Origin of the sequence: Labrenzia sp. OB1 (assembly GCF_001624695.1) — a bacterium.
Classification (GTDB): Bacteria; Pseudomonadota; Alphaproteobacteria; order Rhizobiales; family Stappiaceae; genus Roseibium.
Map to the genome: position 1 here is coordinate 140,940 of NZ_JSEP01000007.1, position 14,481 is coordinate 155,420.

Here is a 14,481-nt window from a genome sequence, read left to right on the forward strand (position 1 = left end):
GCCCCGTGGCGCTTGCAGGTAACGCGATCAACTTCTCCGGTGTCGGTCAGACTTTTCTGACCGGCACCGGCTCCCTGACGGCTCTCGACGGTGTTTCCGTCACCATTGCCCAGCATGAGTTCGTCGCCGTGCTCGGGCCGTCAGGATGCGGCAAGTCAACCTTGCTGCGGCTGACCGCGGGTCTGATGAAACCCTCCACCGGCAGCGTGAGCGTCTTTGGCCTTCCGGTGACGCAGCCGCGCGACGATGTCGGCATCGTCTTCCAGAAGCCGACGCTGCTTCCCTGGGCGAATGTGGAGGACAATGTGGTGTTTCCCGCCAGGCACAAGCTGGGCCGGGTCACCCCCGAGGACCGCGCGCAGGCGCAGGCGATCATTGAGACGGTCGGGCTGGCCGGGTTTGAAAAACGCCTGCCCTCGGAACTTTCCGGCGGAATGCAGCAGCGGGTGGGGATTGCCCGGGCGCTGTTCCTCAACCCGGACATCCTGCTCATGGACGAGCCGTTTTCCGCACTGGACGCCCTGACCCGCGACATGATGGGTTTCGAGCTTCTGCGCCTGTGGCAGGCCAGCCCCAAGACGGTGCTGTTCATCACCCATTCCATTCCCGAAGCGGCCCTTCTGGCGGACCGGGTGCTGGTGCTCAGCGAGCGCCCCGGACGGGTGATCGCCGACCTGCCGGTGCCGACATCGCGCCCCCGGGACGAAACCTCGCTCGGCTCACCGGAGATGCAGGACTATGCAGCGCATCTGCGTTCGCTCCTGATCCGAAAGGAAGCCGCCTGATGACGGCCGCAGACACACCGGACACGTCCGCCGCGAAAACACCCAAGCCGGTGACGGCAGCGCCCTCGGCAAAGACAGTTCCCTTGAAGGAGCGTCTGCTGCGCACGCCGGTGGCGCTGCCGCTGATGACTTTCCTGCTGTTGCTGATTCTATGGGAAGCAGGCACCCGGCTCTTCTCGGTGCCGTCCTATATCCTGCCATCTCCCTCACGCATCCTGCTGGGCTTCGAAGCCGTGCCGCCAGGGCGCTGGGTGGAGCATATCTGGGCGACGCTGCGCGTGGCGCTGCTGGGCTATCTGGTCTCCTTCGTGGTCTCCCTGCCGATCGCTGTCGGGCTGGCGAAGTCCCGGCTGCTGTCGGGCGCACTCTATCCGCTGCTTGTGGTGATCCAGTCCGTGCCGGTGGTTGCCGTCGCGCCGATCATCATCGTGGTGCTCGGCACGGGCGATGCGCCACGAGTGGTCATAACCTTCATGATCTCCTTCTTTCCGCTGGTCGTTTCCATGACCACGGGTCTCGCGGCGACACCGCCGGAGCTGATCGAACTGTCGCGCTCGCTGCGCGCGCCGTCCCTTCGGGAGATCACCCAGATCCGGCTGCCCTATGCGACGCCTTACATCTTTTCCGGCATGAAGATCTCCATCACCCTGGCGGTCATCGGCGCGGTGGTGTCCGAATTCGTGGCGGCGGAAAAAGGCATCGGCTATTTCATCCAGTTCTCGACCTCCATGTTCAAACTGCCGCAGGCCTGGGCCGGTCTGGTGATCCTGGTGGCGATGTCGCTCCTGCTGTTTCAGGTCGTCAGCCAGACCCAGCGGATCTTCTTCCCGTGGTCTCTGCCGAAGGGGCAGAAATGACGTCTTTCCTGATTACCGGCATCGACTACGGACTTACCGGCAATCGGGAGGGGGAGCGTTTCAGCGGCGCGCTGCGGGTGCGCGACGGCATGATCAGCGAGATGGGTGCGCTTCTGCCGTTCTCCGGAGAAGAGACCGTCGATGCCGGCGGCTGCGCGGTGACGCCCGGACTGGTGAACAGCCATCATCATCTCTTCCAGTCGATCCTCAAGGCGGTGCCCGAAGGGCTGAACGCCCCGCTCGACGACTGGCTGATGCATGTGCCTTACAGTTACTGGCCGCTGATCGACGAGGAAGCCCTGAGAGTGGCCGCGCGGATCGGACTGGCCGAGCTTTTGCTCACCGGCGCAACGACGGTCTGCGATCATCACTACGTCTTCTCCGGCCGTTACGAGTACGACCCCGCCGATATCCTGTTCGAGGAAGCAGGCGCTCTCGGTCTCCGTTTCGTGCTGGCGCGCGGCGGTGGCACGAAGGGGCGCTCCTTTGCGGATACGGCCCTGCCTCCGGCACCGACCGAAACACTGGACGCATTTCTGGCCTCCATCGAGCGGACCGCCGACCGCTGGCATGACCCCTCCCCCGGTTCCCTGCGCCGGGTCGCGGTGGCGCCGACGACACCCACCTTTAACGTCGAGCCCGGCGAGCTGAAGGACATTGCCGGTTTCGCCCGCGCCAAGGGCCTGCGGCTGCATTCGCATCTTTCCGAAAACCGCGCCTATGTGAATTTCACGCTTCGGAGCTACGGCAAGCGGCCGGTGCACTGGCTGGCGGAACAGGACTGGCTGGGGCCGGATGTCTGGTTCGCGCATCTGGTTGAATGCGATCCGGCCGAAGTGGCGCTGCTTGCGGAAACCGGAACGGGCATGGCCCATTGCCCGCAGGCCAATGCGCGGCTCGGCTCCGGCATCGCGCCCGCCGACGCGCTGCATGACGCGGGCGGGATTGTTTCTCTTGCAGTCGACGGGGCCGGGGCGAACGAGGCGGCGGATATGGGCGCGGCGCTCTACAGCGCCTTTGCGCTTCACCGGGCCGCCAAGGGCGTTCAAGCCGCCCGCGCGGAAACGCTGCTGAACTGGGCAACGGAGGGTGGAGCCGGGATGCTCGGCTTCGACGGTTTGGGAATTCTGGCGCCAGGGATGGCTGCGGATATCACCCTCTTCGACTTGAGTGCCCCGCGTAATCTGGGTCTGCACGATCCGGCCCTGGCACCGGTTCTGACCGGGGCCGCCACCGTGAAGCACAGTTTCGTCGGCGGCCGGCAGGTTGTGAAGGACGGGCGGATACCGGGTCTCGATCTTGCGGCGCTTGCCGAAGATGCCGTCCGGATCACACGTGGCATCATCGAACGAAGAAAGGAGATGACGGCGTCCACCGGGGCCCGCGCCGCCCATGCCTGATGGGCCTGAAAGACTGGCCTGAATTGCCGGTGAAACCGGTATGTGGAGTATAAGCTGGCAGTGCCGCCGCGGCACGGGTCATTGCTCCGGGAAACCTTTTTTGAGGAGAACGGAAATATGAGCACCTCTACATCATACGGCCTTGCCGAACTGGAGAAGGAAAAGAACTTCGGCGGCGAAGGCGAACTCGTCGATCGCGACATCCCGCGGATCGACATGTCGGACTATTTCTCACGCAAGGCGGAAATCACCGAAGAGCTGTGGGAAGCAGCCACCGGGATAGGCTTCTTCCAGCTTGCCAATCACGGAATTCCCCAGGCGTTGATCGACGAGGCCTTTCGCCTCTCGGCCGGTTTTTTCAGCCTGCCTGCGGAGACGAAGGAAAAATTCCCGCTCAAACCCGGTTCGAACGCCGGCTGGGAATTCAAGGCTCAGGTGCGCCCGTCCACCGGTACGGCGGACCAGAAGGAAAGCTATCAGATCACCCTGCCCCGCATGACCGGCCTCTGGCCGTCCGGAGAGGAAGTCACGGGCTTCAAGGCGACCATGCTGGCCTTCGAGCGCCACAACTGGGCGCTGGCGATGAAAGTACTCTCCTGCTTCGCGGACAAACTCGACTTTCCGCCGGATTTCTTCACAGATGGCCATGATCCGCTGACGCCGGAGTATCAGTCCACCCTGCGGCTGATCCACTATCTGGGCATGGAGGACGCCAAGCCGGAGGACTTCAAGTTCTGGCGCGCCGGAGCTCACACGGACTTCGACTGTCTCACGCTGCTGCACCAGAAGGCAGGGCAAGGCGGATTGCAGCTCTGCCCTGGCAAGGACAGCCAGGGCCGCGCCATCGCCTGGACCGACGTGCCGCCGCTGGAAAGGGTGATCACCTGCAATATCGGCGACATGCTGATGCGCTGGTCCGACGACAAGCTGCTGTCCAACCTGCACCGGGTGCGCATGCCCAAGCCGGAGGAATATCTCGGTCCCCGCTATTCCATGGCGTTTTTCGCGCAGGCCAACATGGATACGGTGCTTGCCGGTCCGGAAGGCAAATACGAACCGATGACGGCGCATGACTACATCCAGATGCGCCTCGGTGCGAATTTCGGCAAGAAATAAAGCCCAGCGCATATCGACCGGTCCGGCGGGGTATCAAACCTCGCCGGACCTGACTACCTGTCATCAGAGGCCGTAGACCCTGACGGCATTGTCATGCAGGACACATTTTATCTCCACCTCGCTCAAGCCCGCGAGAAGCCGGTCCGTTGCCGCGACCCAGTCCGCATAGCTTGCCGCAAGAGTGCAGACCGGCCAGTCGCTTCCCCAGATCAGCCGGTCCGGACCGAAGGTGGCGAGGAGATGGTCCACATAGGGTTTGAGGTCTTCCACCTTCCAATTTTCTGCAGCCTCGGTGACGAGACCGGAGAGTTTGCAATAGGCCTTCGTCTGGCCGGCAAGCGCGCTCATGTGCTCCGCCCAGTTATCGAACTCTCCGGAGCGTATATCCGGTTTCGAACCGTGGTCGATGACGGTTTTCAGACCGGGGTGCCTGCCGAGCAGCTTTCGCAGGTGCGGCAGGTGACCCGGCAGGGTCAGCGCGTCGAAGGTCAGATCATGCCGCTCCATTGCCTCGAAGGCCGGCGTCAATTGCGGACCCAGCATCCAGGTGACATCGGCAATGTCCTGGATCATCGGGCGCAGGCCGACAAGGCCGGGACGCGCCGCCAGCACGGCGATCTGACCTGCTGCGTCAGCCGCCTCGAAATCCACCCAGCCGACAACGCCCCTGATGAAAGGATTGTCCTCGGCCAGCGAGAGCATGAAGGCGGTCTCGGCCGGTGTCGGCGCAGCCTGGACGAGGATCGTCCCGGCAATGCCATGCGCCTCAAGAAACGGTTCGTAATCGGCGGGCAGGAAATCCCGGTAGATCGGCCCCAGATCGGGTGTCAGCCAGCCGTAATCGCCGCGCCCGATCTGCCAGAAATGCTGGTGGGCGTCGATGCGGGTCCGGGCGGCTGTCATGAACCGATCACGCCCTTTTTCAGAAGGATGTTGCCGTAGAGACGGGTTTCACCGGTCTGGAGAATGACAAAGGCTTCCCGGGAGCGCTGATAGAAGGCATTGCGCTCCAGACCACCGATCTTCACCGGGTTGTCAGCCAGTTTATCGACGAGCTTCTGGAATTCGGCGACCACCGGCGGGACTTCGGAAGGATTGCCGACTACCTGCATCGTCAGGGCCGGATCGGGCACGAAAGTGTCGAGCGGCAGGACCTGAAGTACTGCTTCCAGCGCCGCCGTCGCCGAAACACCATCGAGGCGGACGACGCGCTGGCCGTTGCTGTGCGCGGGGAAGTTCGCGTCGGCGATGACGATGTCATTGCCGTGCCCCATGGCCGCGAGGGCATGCAGCAGGTCGGGTGAAAGAAGAGGGTTCAGGCCGCGCAGCATGTGCGTTCCTCCGGCATGGGGGCGTCCTCGCGGACGAGGCCGCCGGACTTCAGGTCCGACCAGACACCGGCCGGGATGGATGTCTTCAAGACCGCCAGATTGGCTTCGACCTGGGCCGCGTTGACCGCGCCCGGAATGACCGTCTTGACGCAGGGATGGCCGAGCACGAATTGCAGGGCGGCGGCGACAAGGGGAACGGAATGAGCGGCACAGATCTCCTCGATCCTGCGAACCCGATCCAGTATGTCCGGCGGCGCGTCCGCGTAGTTGTATTTCGCTCCGGGCACGGCCCCGGTGGCCAGAATGCCGGAATTGTAAGGCCCGCCCAGAATGATGCCGACATCGCGGGCTTCACAGAGCGGCAGGAAGCTTTCCAGCGCTTCCTGTTCGAGCAGCGTATAGCGGCCCGCGAGCAGGAAACAGTCGAAATCAGCCAAGCCAAGCAGTTTCTCGCACACCTGCCATTCGTTGACGCCGGCGCCGATGGCGCCAATCTCGCCGGCCTCTCTCAGCTCACTCAGGGCGCGGTAACCACCGAGGTCGAAGAGTTCGCGGACACGGGCGTCGCTTGCTTCCTGGGAGCCCTGGGAAAAGGCGCAGACGTCGTGAACGAAGAGAATGTCGGCGTTCCTGATCTGCAGCCGGGCCTTGCTGGCCTCATAGCTGCGCATGACGCCGTCATAGCTGTAGTCGAAGACGATCCGCTTCTGGGGCACATCGACGAAGGCTTCCGGCGTCACTTCCTCCGGTTCGCAGTCGAGCAGCAGACGGCCGATCTTGGTGGAAAGCCGGATGTTGTCCCTGCCGAAGCGCTTTATGGCCTGCGCGAAGCGTTCCTCCGACCGGCCAAGGCCGTATTGCGGCGCCGTATCGAAATAGCGGATGCCGTTGTCATAGGCCGCCTGCAGCGCGGCCTGGGCATCGGCTTCGGAAACCTTCCTGTAAAGGTTGCCGAGCGGCGCACCGCCAAAGCCCATTTCCGTCAGCTCTATCTTTTCGGATGTCCGGCTGTTCAACAGATGCGTTCGAAGACCGTTCATTGCTTATCCTCATTCATGGCTGCGCCTCCAATTCGTCCACTTGGCCTAGTCGAACAGGTCCGGCCGGCTTTCGATGAGCGGTTCGAGGCGGGTAACAAGCCTGCTCAGATGCTTCTGCATGGCCCGCCGCGCCTTCTCGGGATCCCGGGCGCGGATCGCATCGATGATGACCTTGTGCTCTTCATAGGCTTCCTGCGCGCGGCCGCGCATCGGCAGCAGCAATTGCCGGGCGCGGTTCACCTGGACCCAGCCGGCGGAAGCAAGCGTGTTCAGTTTCGGGTAGCCTGTGAAGGAGAAAATGAGTTCATGCATGCGCTCATCCTCCCGGTAGAACCCGGCCTCGTCGTAGTCCTCAAGGCAGAGCGCCTGGAGCCGGAGATTGCGGGTCAGTTCGGAAAGCTGTTCCTCGGTGCGTTCCGCCGCGACTTTGGCCACGGCGGCCAATTCGATCGCTTCGCGCAGAAAGGCACCCTCGTGGATTTCCGACATGGAGAATTTCGTGACACGCGACCCCGACTGGGGAATCACTTCCACCAGGCCCTCACCCGCCAGCCTGGTGATGGCCTCGGTCACCGGCGAGCGGGAGACACCGAGCTGCTCGCAGATGAGCTGTTTTTTCAAGTTGGTGCCCGGCGGAAGATCCATGGCGAGAATGGCCGTACGCAGCGCCTCATAGACACGCTGCGCAAGGGAGCCGGTCAGTTTGCCGATGTCCGGCAGGGCGATTTCGTCAGGATCTTGTTCGTTCGGCAGCGACATGACTATCTCAATTGGAATGCTAACATGTTAGTTGACACAGTTGCCCTGTCAAGCTAATCCTGAAGACGAGGTTGGCCTGAGCGAGAGGCTGAACAGGGAGAGCCGACGTGTTGCAGACTTACGCCAATTCAATCCTTCTCAACCCCGGAGACAACGTGGTCGTCGCGCTTCAGGATATCGAGGCGGGGGCGAACGCGGCCTTTGTGGACACACCGCTTCCCGGACAGGTTCTGCGCGGCCACAAGATCGCGCGCCAGCCGATTGCCGCCGGAGAGAACGTCATTCGCTACGGCCAGATCATCGGCCAGGCGAAAGCCGACATTCATCCGGGCGAGCATGTGCATGTTCACAATCTCGGCATGGGCGACCACAGCCAGGACTACCAGCATGGCCAGGCCTGTGTCCCGCTGGACCCGGTCAGCGAGGAGCGGACATTCCTCGGCTACCGGCGCACGACCGGCAAGGCTGGAACCCGCAATTACATCGGCATCCTGACTTCGGTGAACTGTTCAGGCTCGGTCGCCAGATTCATTGCGGAAGCGGCGGAGAAATCCGGTTTTCTGAGAGACTATCCCAATGTCGACGGCATCGTCCCGATCGTGCATGGCACGGGCTGTGGCATGTCCGGCAAGGACGAAGGTTACGCGACCCTGTTCCGTACGCTGTCCGGCTATGCGCAACACCCAAATTTCGCCGCCATCCTGCTGATCGGCCTCGGCTGCGAGGTGATGCAGGTCGCCGACCTGATCGGCGAACGCAAGATGCGCCCGGGCGGCGATCTCAGGTATATGACCATCCAGCAGACCGGCGGCACCCGCAAGACCATCGAAGCGGGCCTTGCGGAACTGAAGGAACTGGCGGAAATCGCCAACAAGGCCGAACGCACACCGGTTCCGATCTCCGAGATCACCGTCGGCATGCAGTGCGGCGGCTCGGACGGTTATTCCGGCATTACCGCCAATCCGGCCCTCGGCATGGCGTCCGATCTGCTCGTCCGCCACGGCGGCACGACCATTCTGTCCGAAACCTCGGAAATCTATGGCGCAGAACACCTGCTCACCCGCAGGGCGGTTTCCGTCGATGTCGGCAAGAAACTCATCGAGCGGGTTCGCTGGTGGGAGGATTACACCGCCCGCAACGGCGGCGAGATGGACAACAACCCTTCCCCCGGCAACAAGCGCGGCGGCCTGACGACGATCCTGGAAAAATCTCTCGGGGCAGCGGCCAAGGGCGGGTCGGCCCCGCTGGTGGACGTCTACAAATTCGGCGAGCCCGTCGACAAGAAGGGTTTCGTCTTCATGGACAGTCCCGGTTTCGACCCCTGCTCCGTCACCGGTCAGATCGCCTCCGGCGCCAACATCATCGTGTTTACCACCGGACGCGGCTCTGTCTCCGGCTACATGCCGACGCCCTGCATCAAGCTGGCCACCAACAGCGAGATGTACGGCCGCATGTCGGAAGACATGGACATCAACTGCGGCGATGTGATCTCCGAGAATATCAGCCTGGAAGCCAAGGGCCGGGAGATCTTCGAAAAGATCATCAGCGTTGCCTCCGGAGGTCATTCCAAGAGCGAGCAACTGGGCTTCGGCGGTGTCGAGTTCGTTCCCTGGCAGATCGGCGCCGTGATGTGACATGCCGCAAAAACAGAACATATCCGTCTAGGGTTTCGGGAGAATTTCAGTGCGTTTGAAGAACAAGACCATACTGGTTTCGGCAGCCGGCCAGGGCATCGGCCGTGCCAGCGCGATCGCCTGCGCCAGGGAAGGCGCGAAGGTCTTCGCCGTCGATATCAACGAGGCGACCCTGGCAACCCTGCCGGAAGAATGCCCGGGTATCGAGGTTCACAAGCTGGATGTGCGCGACCGCGCCCAGATCGACGCGCTGGCTCAAAAACTGCCGCAGCTCGACGGTCTCTTCAACTGCGCCGGGTTCGTCCACCATGGTTCGGTGCTGGATATCGAGGAAGAAGACTGGGCCTTCAGCTTCGACCTGAACGTTACCTCCATGTACCGCATGATCCAGGCGTTTCTGCCGGGCATGCGCGAGAGCGCGAAGGCGAGCGGGACGGCCTCCATCCTCAACATGTCGTCGATGGCCTCTTCCCTGAAGGGCTTTCCCGTCCGCACGCTTTACGGCGCCACCAAGGCCGCGGTTCTCGGGCTGACCAAGGGTGTCGCCGCCGACTTCGTGCAGGAAGGCATCCGCTGCAACGCGCTTTGTCCGGGAACCGTCGACACACCATCCCTGCGCGGCCGGATCGCATCGGCGCCCGATCCTGTGGAAGCGGAAAAGAACTTCATCGCCCGTCAGCCCATGGGCCGTCTGGCGACGGTCGACGACATGACCCCGATGGTCATCTACCTGCTGTCCGATGAAAGCCGGTTCGTTTCCGGGCAGGCACTTCTTGTCGATGGAGGTGTCACCATTTAGGCGGCACCTTCGTCGCGGTTTGGGAGGACTGCGCGATGACAGACCTGGTCAGAATGACGGGGATCGACAAACGGTTCCCGGGCGTTCATGCCCTCAAGAACGTCAGCTTCGATCTGGCCGGTGGAGAAGTTCATGCCCTGATGGGCGAGAACGGCGCCGGCAAGTCCACATTGATGAAGATCCTGTCCGGCATCTACCCCAAGGACGGCGGCGAGATTCTCGTCAACGGCCGCGAGGCGGAACTGGACGGCCCCCGGGCCGCGCAGGATCTCGGCATCGGCATCATTCATCAGGAACTCAGCCTGATGAATGACCTGACAGTCGCGCAGAACATCTTCATCGGCCGCGAGCCGCGTCTCAGGTTCGGACGACTGGACGAGACCGCGCTCAACGCGCAGGCCGTCGAAATCTTCAAATCCATGAACCTGAACCTGGACCCGAAGACGGTTGTCGGCGAACTCACCATTGCCAGACAGCAGATGGTGGAAATCGCCAAGGCGCTGTCCTACCGTTCCCGCGTCCTGATCATGGACGAGCCGACCGCGGCGCTGAACGACGCGGAGATCGCCGAACTCTTCACCATTATCCGGCGCCTGAAGGCCGACGGTGTCGGCATCATCTACATCAGCCACAAGATGGACGAACTGAAACAGATCGCCGACCGGGTGACCGTGATGCGCGACGGTGCCTATGTCGGCACGGTGGGCGCGGCCGAGACGCCTGTCTCCAGCATCATCTCCATGATGGTGGGGCGCGAGGTGACCAACGAGGCAGCCGAGATTCCGGATCTGTCGCAGGCAGAAACCCTTCTGGAAGTGCGCGGCCTCAACCGGGGCCGCGAGATCCGCGATGTCAGTTTTTCCGTCCGCAAGGGCGAAATCCTCGGCTTCGCCGGATTGATGGGCGCCGGACGGACCGAGGTCGCTCGGGCCATCTTCGGGGCGGATCCGCGTGACGGCGGAGAGATCCGCGTGCACGGAAAGCCCTGCACGATTTCGCAGCCGTCCGACGCGGTGAAAGCCGGGATCGGCTATCTGTCGGAAGACCGCAAGCACTTCGGTCTCGCGACCGGCATGGATGTGCGCACCAATATCGCCCTAGCCAGCCTGGACCGTTTCTCCGGCAGCCTCGGTGTCCTCAAGGAAGAGGACATGCGGCGCACGGCGCAGGACTATATCGGCAAGCTGGATATCCGCACCCCGTCGGACAGGCAGGAGGTGCGGCTGCTTTCCGGTGGCAACCAGCAGAAGGTCGTCATCGCCAAGTGGCTCTACCGCGACTGCGACATCCTGATCTTCGACGAACCGACGCGCGGCATCGATGTCGGCGCGAAATCGGAAATCCACAAGCTCCTGAAGAACCTGGCGAAGGAAGGCCGGGCCGTCATCGTGATCTCTTCCGAACTGCCGGAAGTCATGCGGCTCAGCCACCGTATCGCCGTCATGTGCGAAGGGCGGCTGACCGGCATTCTGCCGGGCGGCGAGCAAACCTCGCAAGAAGACATCATGCACCTGGCGACGCTTCGCGCACCGTCCATGCAGCCAGAGGGATACCAGCAATGACTGCCGTCAATCCGACTTCCACCCCCTCCCTGTTCGCGCGGATGATCGACACGGGCGCGCATCAGAAGCTGCTGGCCTTCGCCAGCCTTGTCCTGCTGCTGATCGGCTTTTCGATCGCCTCGCCCAACTTCATGCAGACCTCCAACATGATCGCCATCCTGCAGGCGACGTCGGTCAACGGGGTGCTGGCGGTGGCGGCAACGCTGGTGATCATCACCGGCGGCATCGACCTGTCGGTCGGAACGCTGATGACCTTCTGCGCGGTGATTGCCGGCGTGGTGCTGACCAATCTCGGCATGCCGCTGCCGGTCGGGGTCGTGGCCGCCATCGGCACAGGCGCGCTCTGCGGTCTGTGTTCGGGCACTTTCGTCGCCAAGATGAAGATCCCCCCCTTCATCGCCACCCTCGGCATGATGCTGATCCTGAAGGGCCTGTCGCTGGTGATATCCGGCACGCGGCCGATCTATTTCAACGACACGCCGGGCTTCGACCAGATCTCGCGTGGCTCGCTCATCGGCGAGATCTTTCCCGCCCTGCCCATACCCAACGGCGTGTTGATCCTGTTCATCGTCGCGCTCGCGGCGTCCTATGTTCTCGGGCGCACGGTGCTCGGGCGCTACACGTTCGCGCTCGGTTCGAACGAGGAAGCCGTGCGCCTGTCGGGGGTGAACACCGATTTCTGGAAAATGGCGGTCTACAGTCTGGCGGGCGGCATCTGCGGCATCGCCGGCATCCTGATCGCCTCGCGCCTGAACTCGGCCCAGCCGGCGCTCGGCCTCGGCTACGAGTTGGAAGCAATCGCGGCGGTTGTCATCGGCGGGACGTCGCTTTCCGGCGGCCGGGGCACCGTGCTCGGCACGCTGATCGGCGCGCTGATCATGGCCGTGCTGACAAATGGCCTGCGGGTGCTGTCCGTCGCCCAGGAGTGGCAAACGGTGGTGACCGGTGCCATCATCATTCTGGCCGTCTACGCGGACATGGTGCGCAGACGCAAGGCCTGACGATCCATCAACAAGAAGAGGGTGCCCACACCCCGCCAAGCGGACAAAGGTCCGATCACGACAAAGGAGAGGAATATGCTCAACAGACGTCACCTCATCGGAGCCGCAAGTGCGTTCGCACTTCTGCTTTCCGGTAGTTTCGCTTCCGCTCAGGAAATCTACATTCCGATGATCTCGAAGGGCTTCCAGCACCAGTTCTGGCAGGCGGTCAAGGCCGGCGCGGATCAGGCCGCCGGAGAGTTCGGGGTCACCATCACCTTCGAGGGACCGGACAATGAAACCATGGTCGATCGCCAGATCGACATGCTTGCCGCCGCGCTCGCCAAGAACCCGACGGCAATCGGCTTCGCCGCTCTCGACAGCCAGGCCGCCATTCCGCTTCTGCGCCAGGCGCAGGAAAAGGGTATTCCGGTCATCGCCTTCGACAGCGGCGTGGACAGCGACATTCCGGTGAGCACCGCCTCCACCGACAACCTTGCCGCCGCCGCGCTTGCCGCCGACAAGATGGCGGATCTGATCGGCGGTGCCGGCCAGGTTGCGGTCATCGCCCATGACCAGACCAGCCGCACGGGCATCGACCGGGTGGACGGGTTCTCGAACCAGATCAAGGCCAAGTACCCGGATATCGAAATCGTCACGGTCCAGTACGGCGGCGGCGACCATCTGAAGTCGACGGAGCTGACCAAGGCTATCCTGACCGCCAACCCGGACCTGAAGGGCATCTTCGGCGCCAACGAAGGCTCGGCGCTCGGTGTGGTCAACGGCGTTACCGAGATGGGCAAATCCGATATCGTCATCATCGGCTACGACAGCGGCAAGGCCCAGAAGGACGCGATCCGCAGCGGCGTGATGGCCGGCGCCATCACCCAGAACCCTGTCGGCATCGGCTATGAAACCGTGAAGGCCGCGCTCGAAGCCTCGCAGGGCAAGGACGTTCCGGCGAATATCGACACCGGTTTCTACTACTACGACAACTCCAACATCGACGATCCGAAAATCGCCGCTGTGCTCTACGACTGATCCGGACCGGAGCATCCCGCGACCAGATGCGCGGGATGCTCCGGGCTTTGCGGACAAAAGCTCTTTTCTGCTTTCCTATCGGTCCATATGAAGGCAGTTTGAACCGACGAACCCGGCCGCCGGTGCGGCCGGGCTTCCAGCACCAAGGATACTGATTTCATGAAATTGCTGCGATTTGGCGCTCCCGGACAGGAAAAGCCGGGCGTTCTCGATGCGGACAACCGGGTTCGCGATCTGTCATCGGTTGTTGCGGATATCGCCGGCGACGCACTTCTGCCCGATAGCATCGAACGCCTGAAGGGCCTCGACATTTCCGGCCTGCCGCTCGTCGACGGCGATCCGCAGAAGGATCTGCGTCTGGGACCATGCGTCGGCGCCATCGGCAAGTTCATCTGCATCGGCCTGAATTACGCCGACCATGCCGCCGAAGCCGGAATGGAGGTTCCGCCGGAACCGGTGGTGTTCAACAAGTGGACATCCGCCGTCATCGGTCCCGATGACGATGTGAAAATTCCGCGCGGTTCCGTGAAGACCGACTGGGAGGTCGAGCTCGGCGTCGTCATCGGCAAGGGCGGCTCCTATATCGAGGAAGCCGACGCCATGAGCCATGTTGCCGGTTTCTGCGTCGTCAACGACGTCTCCGAGCGCGAATACCAGATCGAACGCTCCGGCACCTGGGACAAGGGCAAGGGCTGCGACACCTTCGGCCCGACCGGCCCCTGGCTGGTGACGCCCGATGAAGTCGGCGACCACGACGCTCTGGGCATGTGGCTCGAAGTCGACGGCAAGCGCTACCAGGACGGCTCCACGAAGACAATGGTCTACCGGGTGCCGTTCCTCGTCTCCTATCTCAGCCGCTTCATGAGCCTGCAGCCCGGCGACGTGATCTCCACCGGCACCCCTCCGGGCGTCGGCATGGGCCAGAAACCGCCAGTCTATCTGAAGGGCGGCGAAGTCATGCGTCTCGGCATCGACAAGCTCGGCAGCCAGACCCAGAAGGTCGTGAAAGCGTAAGGCAGACTTTCGTTTTCACGCATGCAAATGACGCGAGAAGGGCCGGTCTCCGGCCCTTTTTTCGTCTGCTGACACCCCCTTAGCCTGGTCATTGCGGACATGTGCAGCAACGCTGCGCGCAGATCCGGAACCCGGCGCATATGGGCGAGCGAGAGCGAGCGCC

The 14,481-nt window shown here is 62.9% G+C and carries 14 protein-coding genes; 10 read left to right on the forward strand and 4 right to left on the reverse strand.

The annotated features are described in order from the left end of the window. The first annotated feature begins 5 nt into the window (after positions 1–5). The 4 genes from OA90_RS11580 (at position 6) to OA90_RS11595 (ending at position 4,158) form a co-directional block, all read left to right on the forward strand. Complete coding sequence (locus OA90_RS11580; RefSeq protein ID WP_068411102.1) at positions 6–785, forward strand: ABC transporter ATP-binding protein; 780 nt, start codon at positions 6–8, stop codon at positions 783–785. A gap of 125 nt (positions 786–910) precedes the next feature. After that, positions 911–1,642 carry an ABC transporter permease gene (locus OA90_RS11585; protein WP_208986101.1) on the forward strand — a complete coding sequence of 244 codons (732 nt, stop codon included), beginning with the start codon at positions 911–913 and terminating at the stop codon, positions 1,640–1,642. After that, positions 1,639–3,042: an amidohydrolase family protein gene (locus tag OA90_RS11590; RefSeq protein ID WP_068411106.1), complete on the forward strand. Its 1,404-nt coding sequence runs from the start codon at positions 1,639–1,641 to the stop codon at positions 3,040–3,042. The genes OA90_RS11585 and OA90_RS11590 overlap by 4 nt, the downstream gene beginning before the upstream one ends. 117 nt (positions 3,043–3,159) lie before the next feature. Next, positions 3,160–4,158, forward strand: coding sequence for a 2-oxoglutarate and iron-dependent oxygenase domain-containing protein (locus tag OA90_RS11595; protein WP_068411109.1), 999 nt, complete (start codon positions 3,160–3,162; stop codon positions 4,156–4,158). Positions 4,159–4,221: 63 nt separating this feature from the next. On the opposite strand, the gene OA90_RS11600 is transcribed toward OA90_RS11595, so the two are convergent. The 4 genes from OA90_RS11600 to OA90_RS11615 are packed head-to-tail and all read right to left on the reverse strand — an operon-like array spanning position 4,222 to position 7,288. After that, on the reverse strand, positions 4,222–5,061 hold the full coding sequence (locus OA90_RS11600) for an amidohydrolase family protein (RefSeq protein ID WP_068411111.1): 840 nt from the start codon (positions 5,059–5,061) through the stop codon (positions 4,222–4,224). Then, positions 5,058–5,489 carry an RbsD/FucU domain-containing protein gene (locus OA90_RS11605; RefSeq protein ID WP_068411113.1) on the reverse strand — a complete coding sequence of 144 codons (432 nt, stop codon included), beginning with the start codon at positions 5,487–5,489 and terminating at the stop codon, positions 5,058–5,060. Before OA90_RS11605 ends, OA90_RS11600 begins: the two co-directional genes overlap by 4 nt. After that, complete coding sequence (locus tag OA90_RS11610; protein WP_068411116.1) at positions 5,474–6,529, reverse strand: aldo/keto reductase; 1,056 nt, start codon at positions 6,527–6,529, stop codon at positions 5,474–5,476. Before OA90_RS11610 ends, OA90_RS11605 begins: the two co-directional genes overlap by 16 nt. 45 nt (positions 6,530–6,574) lie before the next feature. Next, positions 6,575–7,288, reverse strand: a complete 714-nt coding sequence (locus tag OA90_RS11615; RefSeq protein WP_068411118.1) for a GntR family transcriptional regulator — start codon at positions 7,286–7,288, stop codon at positions 6,575–6,577. Between the two features lie 107 nt (positions 7,289–7,395). Between OA90_RS11615 and OA90_RS11620 the strand changes: the two genes are divergently transcribed. From OA90_RS11620 to OA90_RS11645, 6 genes are all read left to right on the forward strand, one after another. Then, positions 7,396–8,922 (forward strand): altronate dehydratase family protein, encoded by a 1,527-nt coding sequence (locus OA90_RS11620; RefSeq protein ID WP_082836995.1) that lies wholly within the window; start codon positions 7,396–7,398, stop codon positions 8,920–8,922. 43 nt (positions 8,923–8,965) lie between these two features. Further along, positions 8,966–9,721 (forward strand): SDR family oxidoreductase, encoded by a 756-nt coding sequence (locus OA90_RS11625; RefSeq protein WP_199823687.1) that lies wholly within the window; start codon positions 8,966–8,968, stop codon positions 9,719–9,721. A gap of 35 nt (positions 9,722–9,756) precedes the next feature. Continuing rightward, positions 9,757–11,283: a sugar ABC transporter ATP-binding protein gene (locus tag OA90_RS11630; RefSeq protein ID WP_068411127.1), complete on the forward strand. Its 1,527-nt coding sequence runs from the start codon at positions 9,757–9,759 to the stop codon at positions 11,281–11,283. Beyond that, positions 11,280–12,284 carry an ABC transporter permease gene (locus tag OA90_RS11635; RefSeq protein ID WP_068411133.1) on the forward strand — a complete coding sequence of 335 codons (1,005 nt, stop codon included), beginning with the start codon at positions 11,280–11,282 and terminating at the stop codon, positions 12,282–12,284. The genes OA90_RS11630 and OA90_RS11635 overlap by 4 nt, the downstream gene beginning before the upstream one ends. Before the next feature lie 75 nt (positions 12,285–12,359). Further along, positions 12,360–13,304 carry an ABC transporter substrate-binding protein gene (locus OA90_RS11640; RefSeq protein ID WP_068411135.1) on the forward strand — a complete coding sequence of 315 codons (945 nt, stop codon included), beginning with the start codon at positions 12,360–12,362 and terminating at the stop codon, positions 13,302–13,304. Between the two features lie 159 nt (positions 13,305–13,463). Further along, positions 13,464–14,318 (forward strand): fumarylacetoacetate hydrolase family protein, encoded by an 855-nt coding sequence (locus OA90_RS11645; protein ID WP_068411140.1) that lies wholly within the window; start codon positions 13,464–13,466, stop codon positions 14,316–14,318. Positions 14,319–14,481 lie beyond the last annotated feature (163 nt).

Coding starts and splice junctions, on each gene's coding strand:
- OA90_RS11635 (WP_068411133.1), top strand. CDS start 11,280: ATGACTGCCGTCAATCCGACTTCCACCCCCTCCCTGTTCGCGCGGATG.
- OA90_RS11645 (WP_068411140.1), top strand. CDS start 13,464: ATGAAATTGCTGCGATTTGGCGCTCCCGGACAGGAAAAGCCGGGCGTT.
- OA90_RS11615 (WP_068411118.1), bottom strand. CDS start 7,288: ATGTCGCTGCCGAACGAACAAGATCCTGACGAAATCGCCCTGCCGGAC.
- OA90_RS11640 (WP_068411135.1), top strand. CDS start 12,360: ATGCTCAACAGACGTCACCTCATCGGAGCCGCAAGTGCGTTCGCACTT.
- OA90_RS11595 (WP_068411109.1), top strand. CDS start 3,160: ATGAGCACCTCTACATCATACGGCCTTGCCGAACTGGAGAAGGAAAAG.
- OA90_RS11600 (WP_068411111.1), bottom strand. CDS start 5,061: ATGACAGCCGCCCGGACCCGCATCGACGCCCACCAGCATTTCTGGCAG.
- OA90_RS11630 (WP_068411127.1), top strand. CDS start 9,757: ATGACAGACCTGGTCAGAATGACGGGGATCGACAAACGGTTCCCGGGC.
- OA90_RS11585 (WP_208986101.1), top strand. CDS start 911: ATGACTTTCCTGCTGTTGCTGATTCTATGGGAAGCAGGCACCCGGCTC.
- OA90_RS11590 (WP_068411106.1), top strand. CDS start 1,639: ATGACGTCTTTCCTGATTACCGGCATCGACTACGGACTTACCGGCAAT.
- OA90_RS11605 (WP_068411113.1), bottom strand. CDS start 5,489: ATGCTGCGCGGCCTGAACCCTCTTCTTTCACCCGACCTGCTGCATGCC.
- OA90_RS11610 (WP_068411116.1), bottom strand. CDS start 6,529: ATGAACGGTCTTCGAACGCATCTGTTGAACAGCCGGACATCCGAAAAG.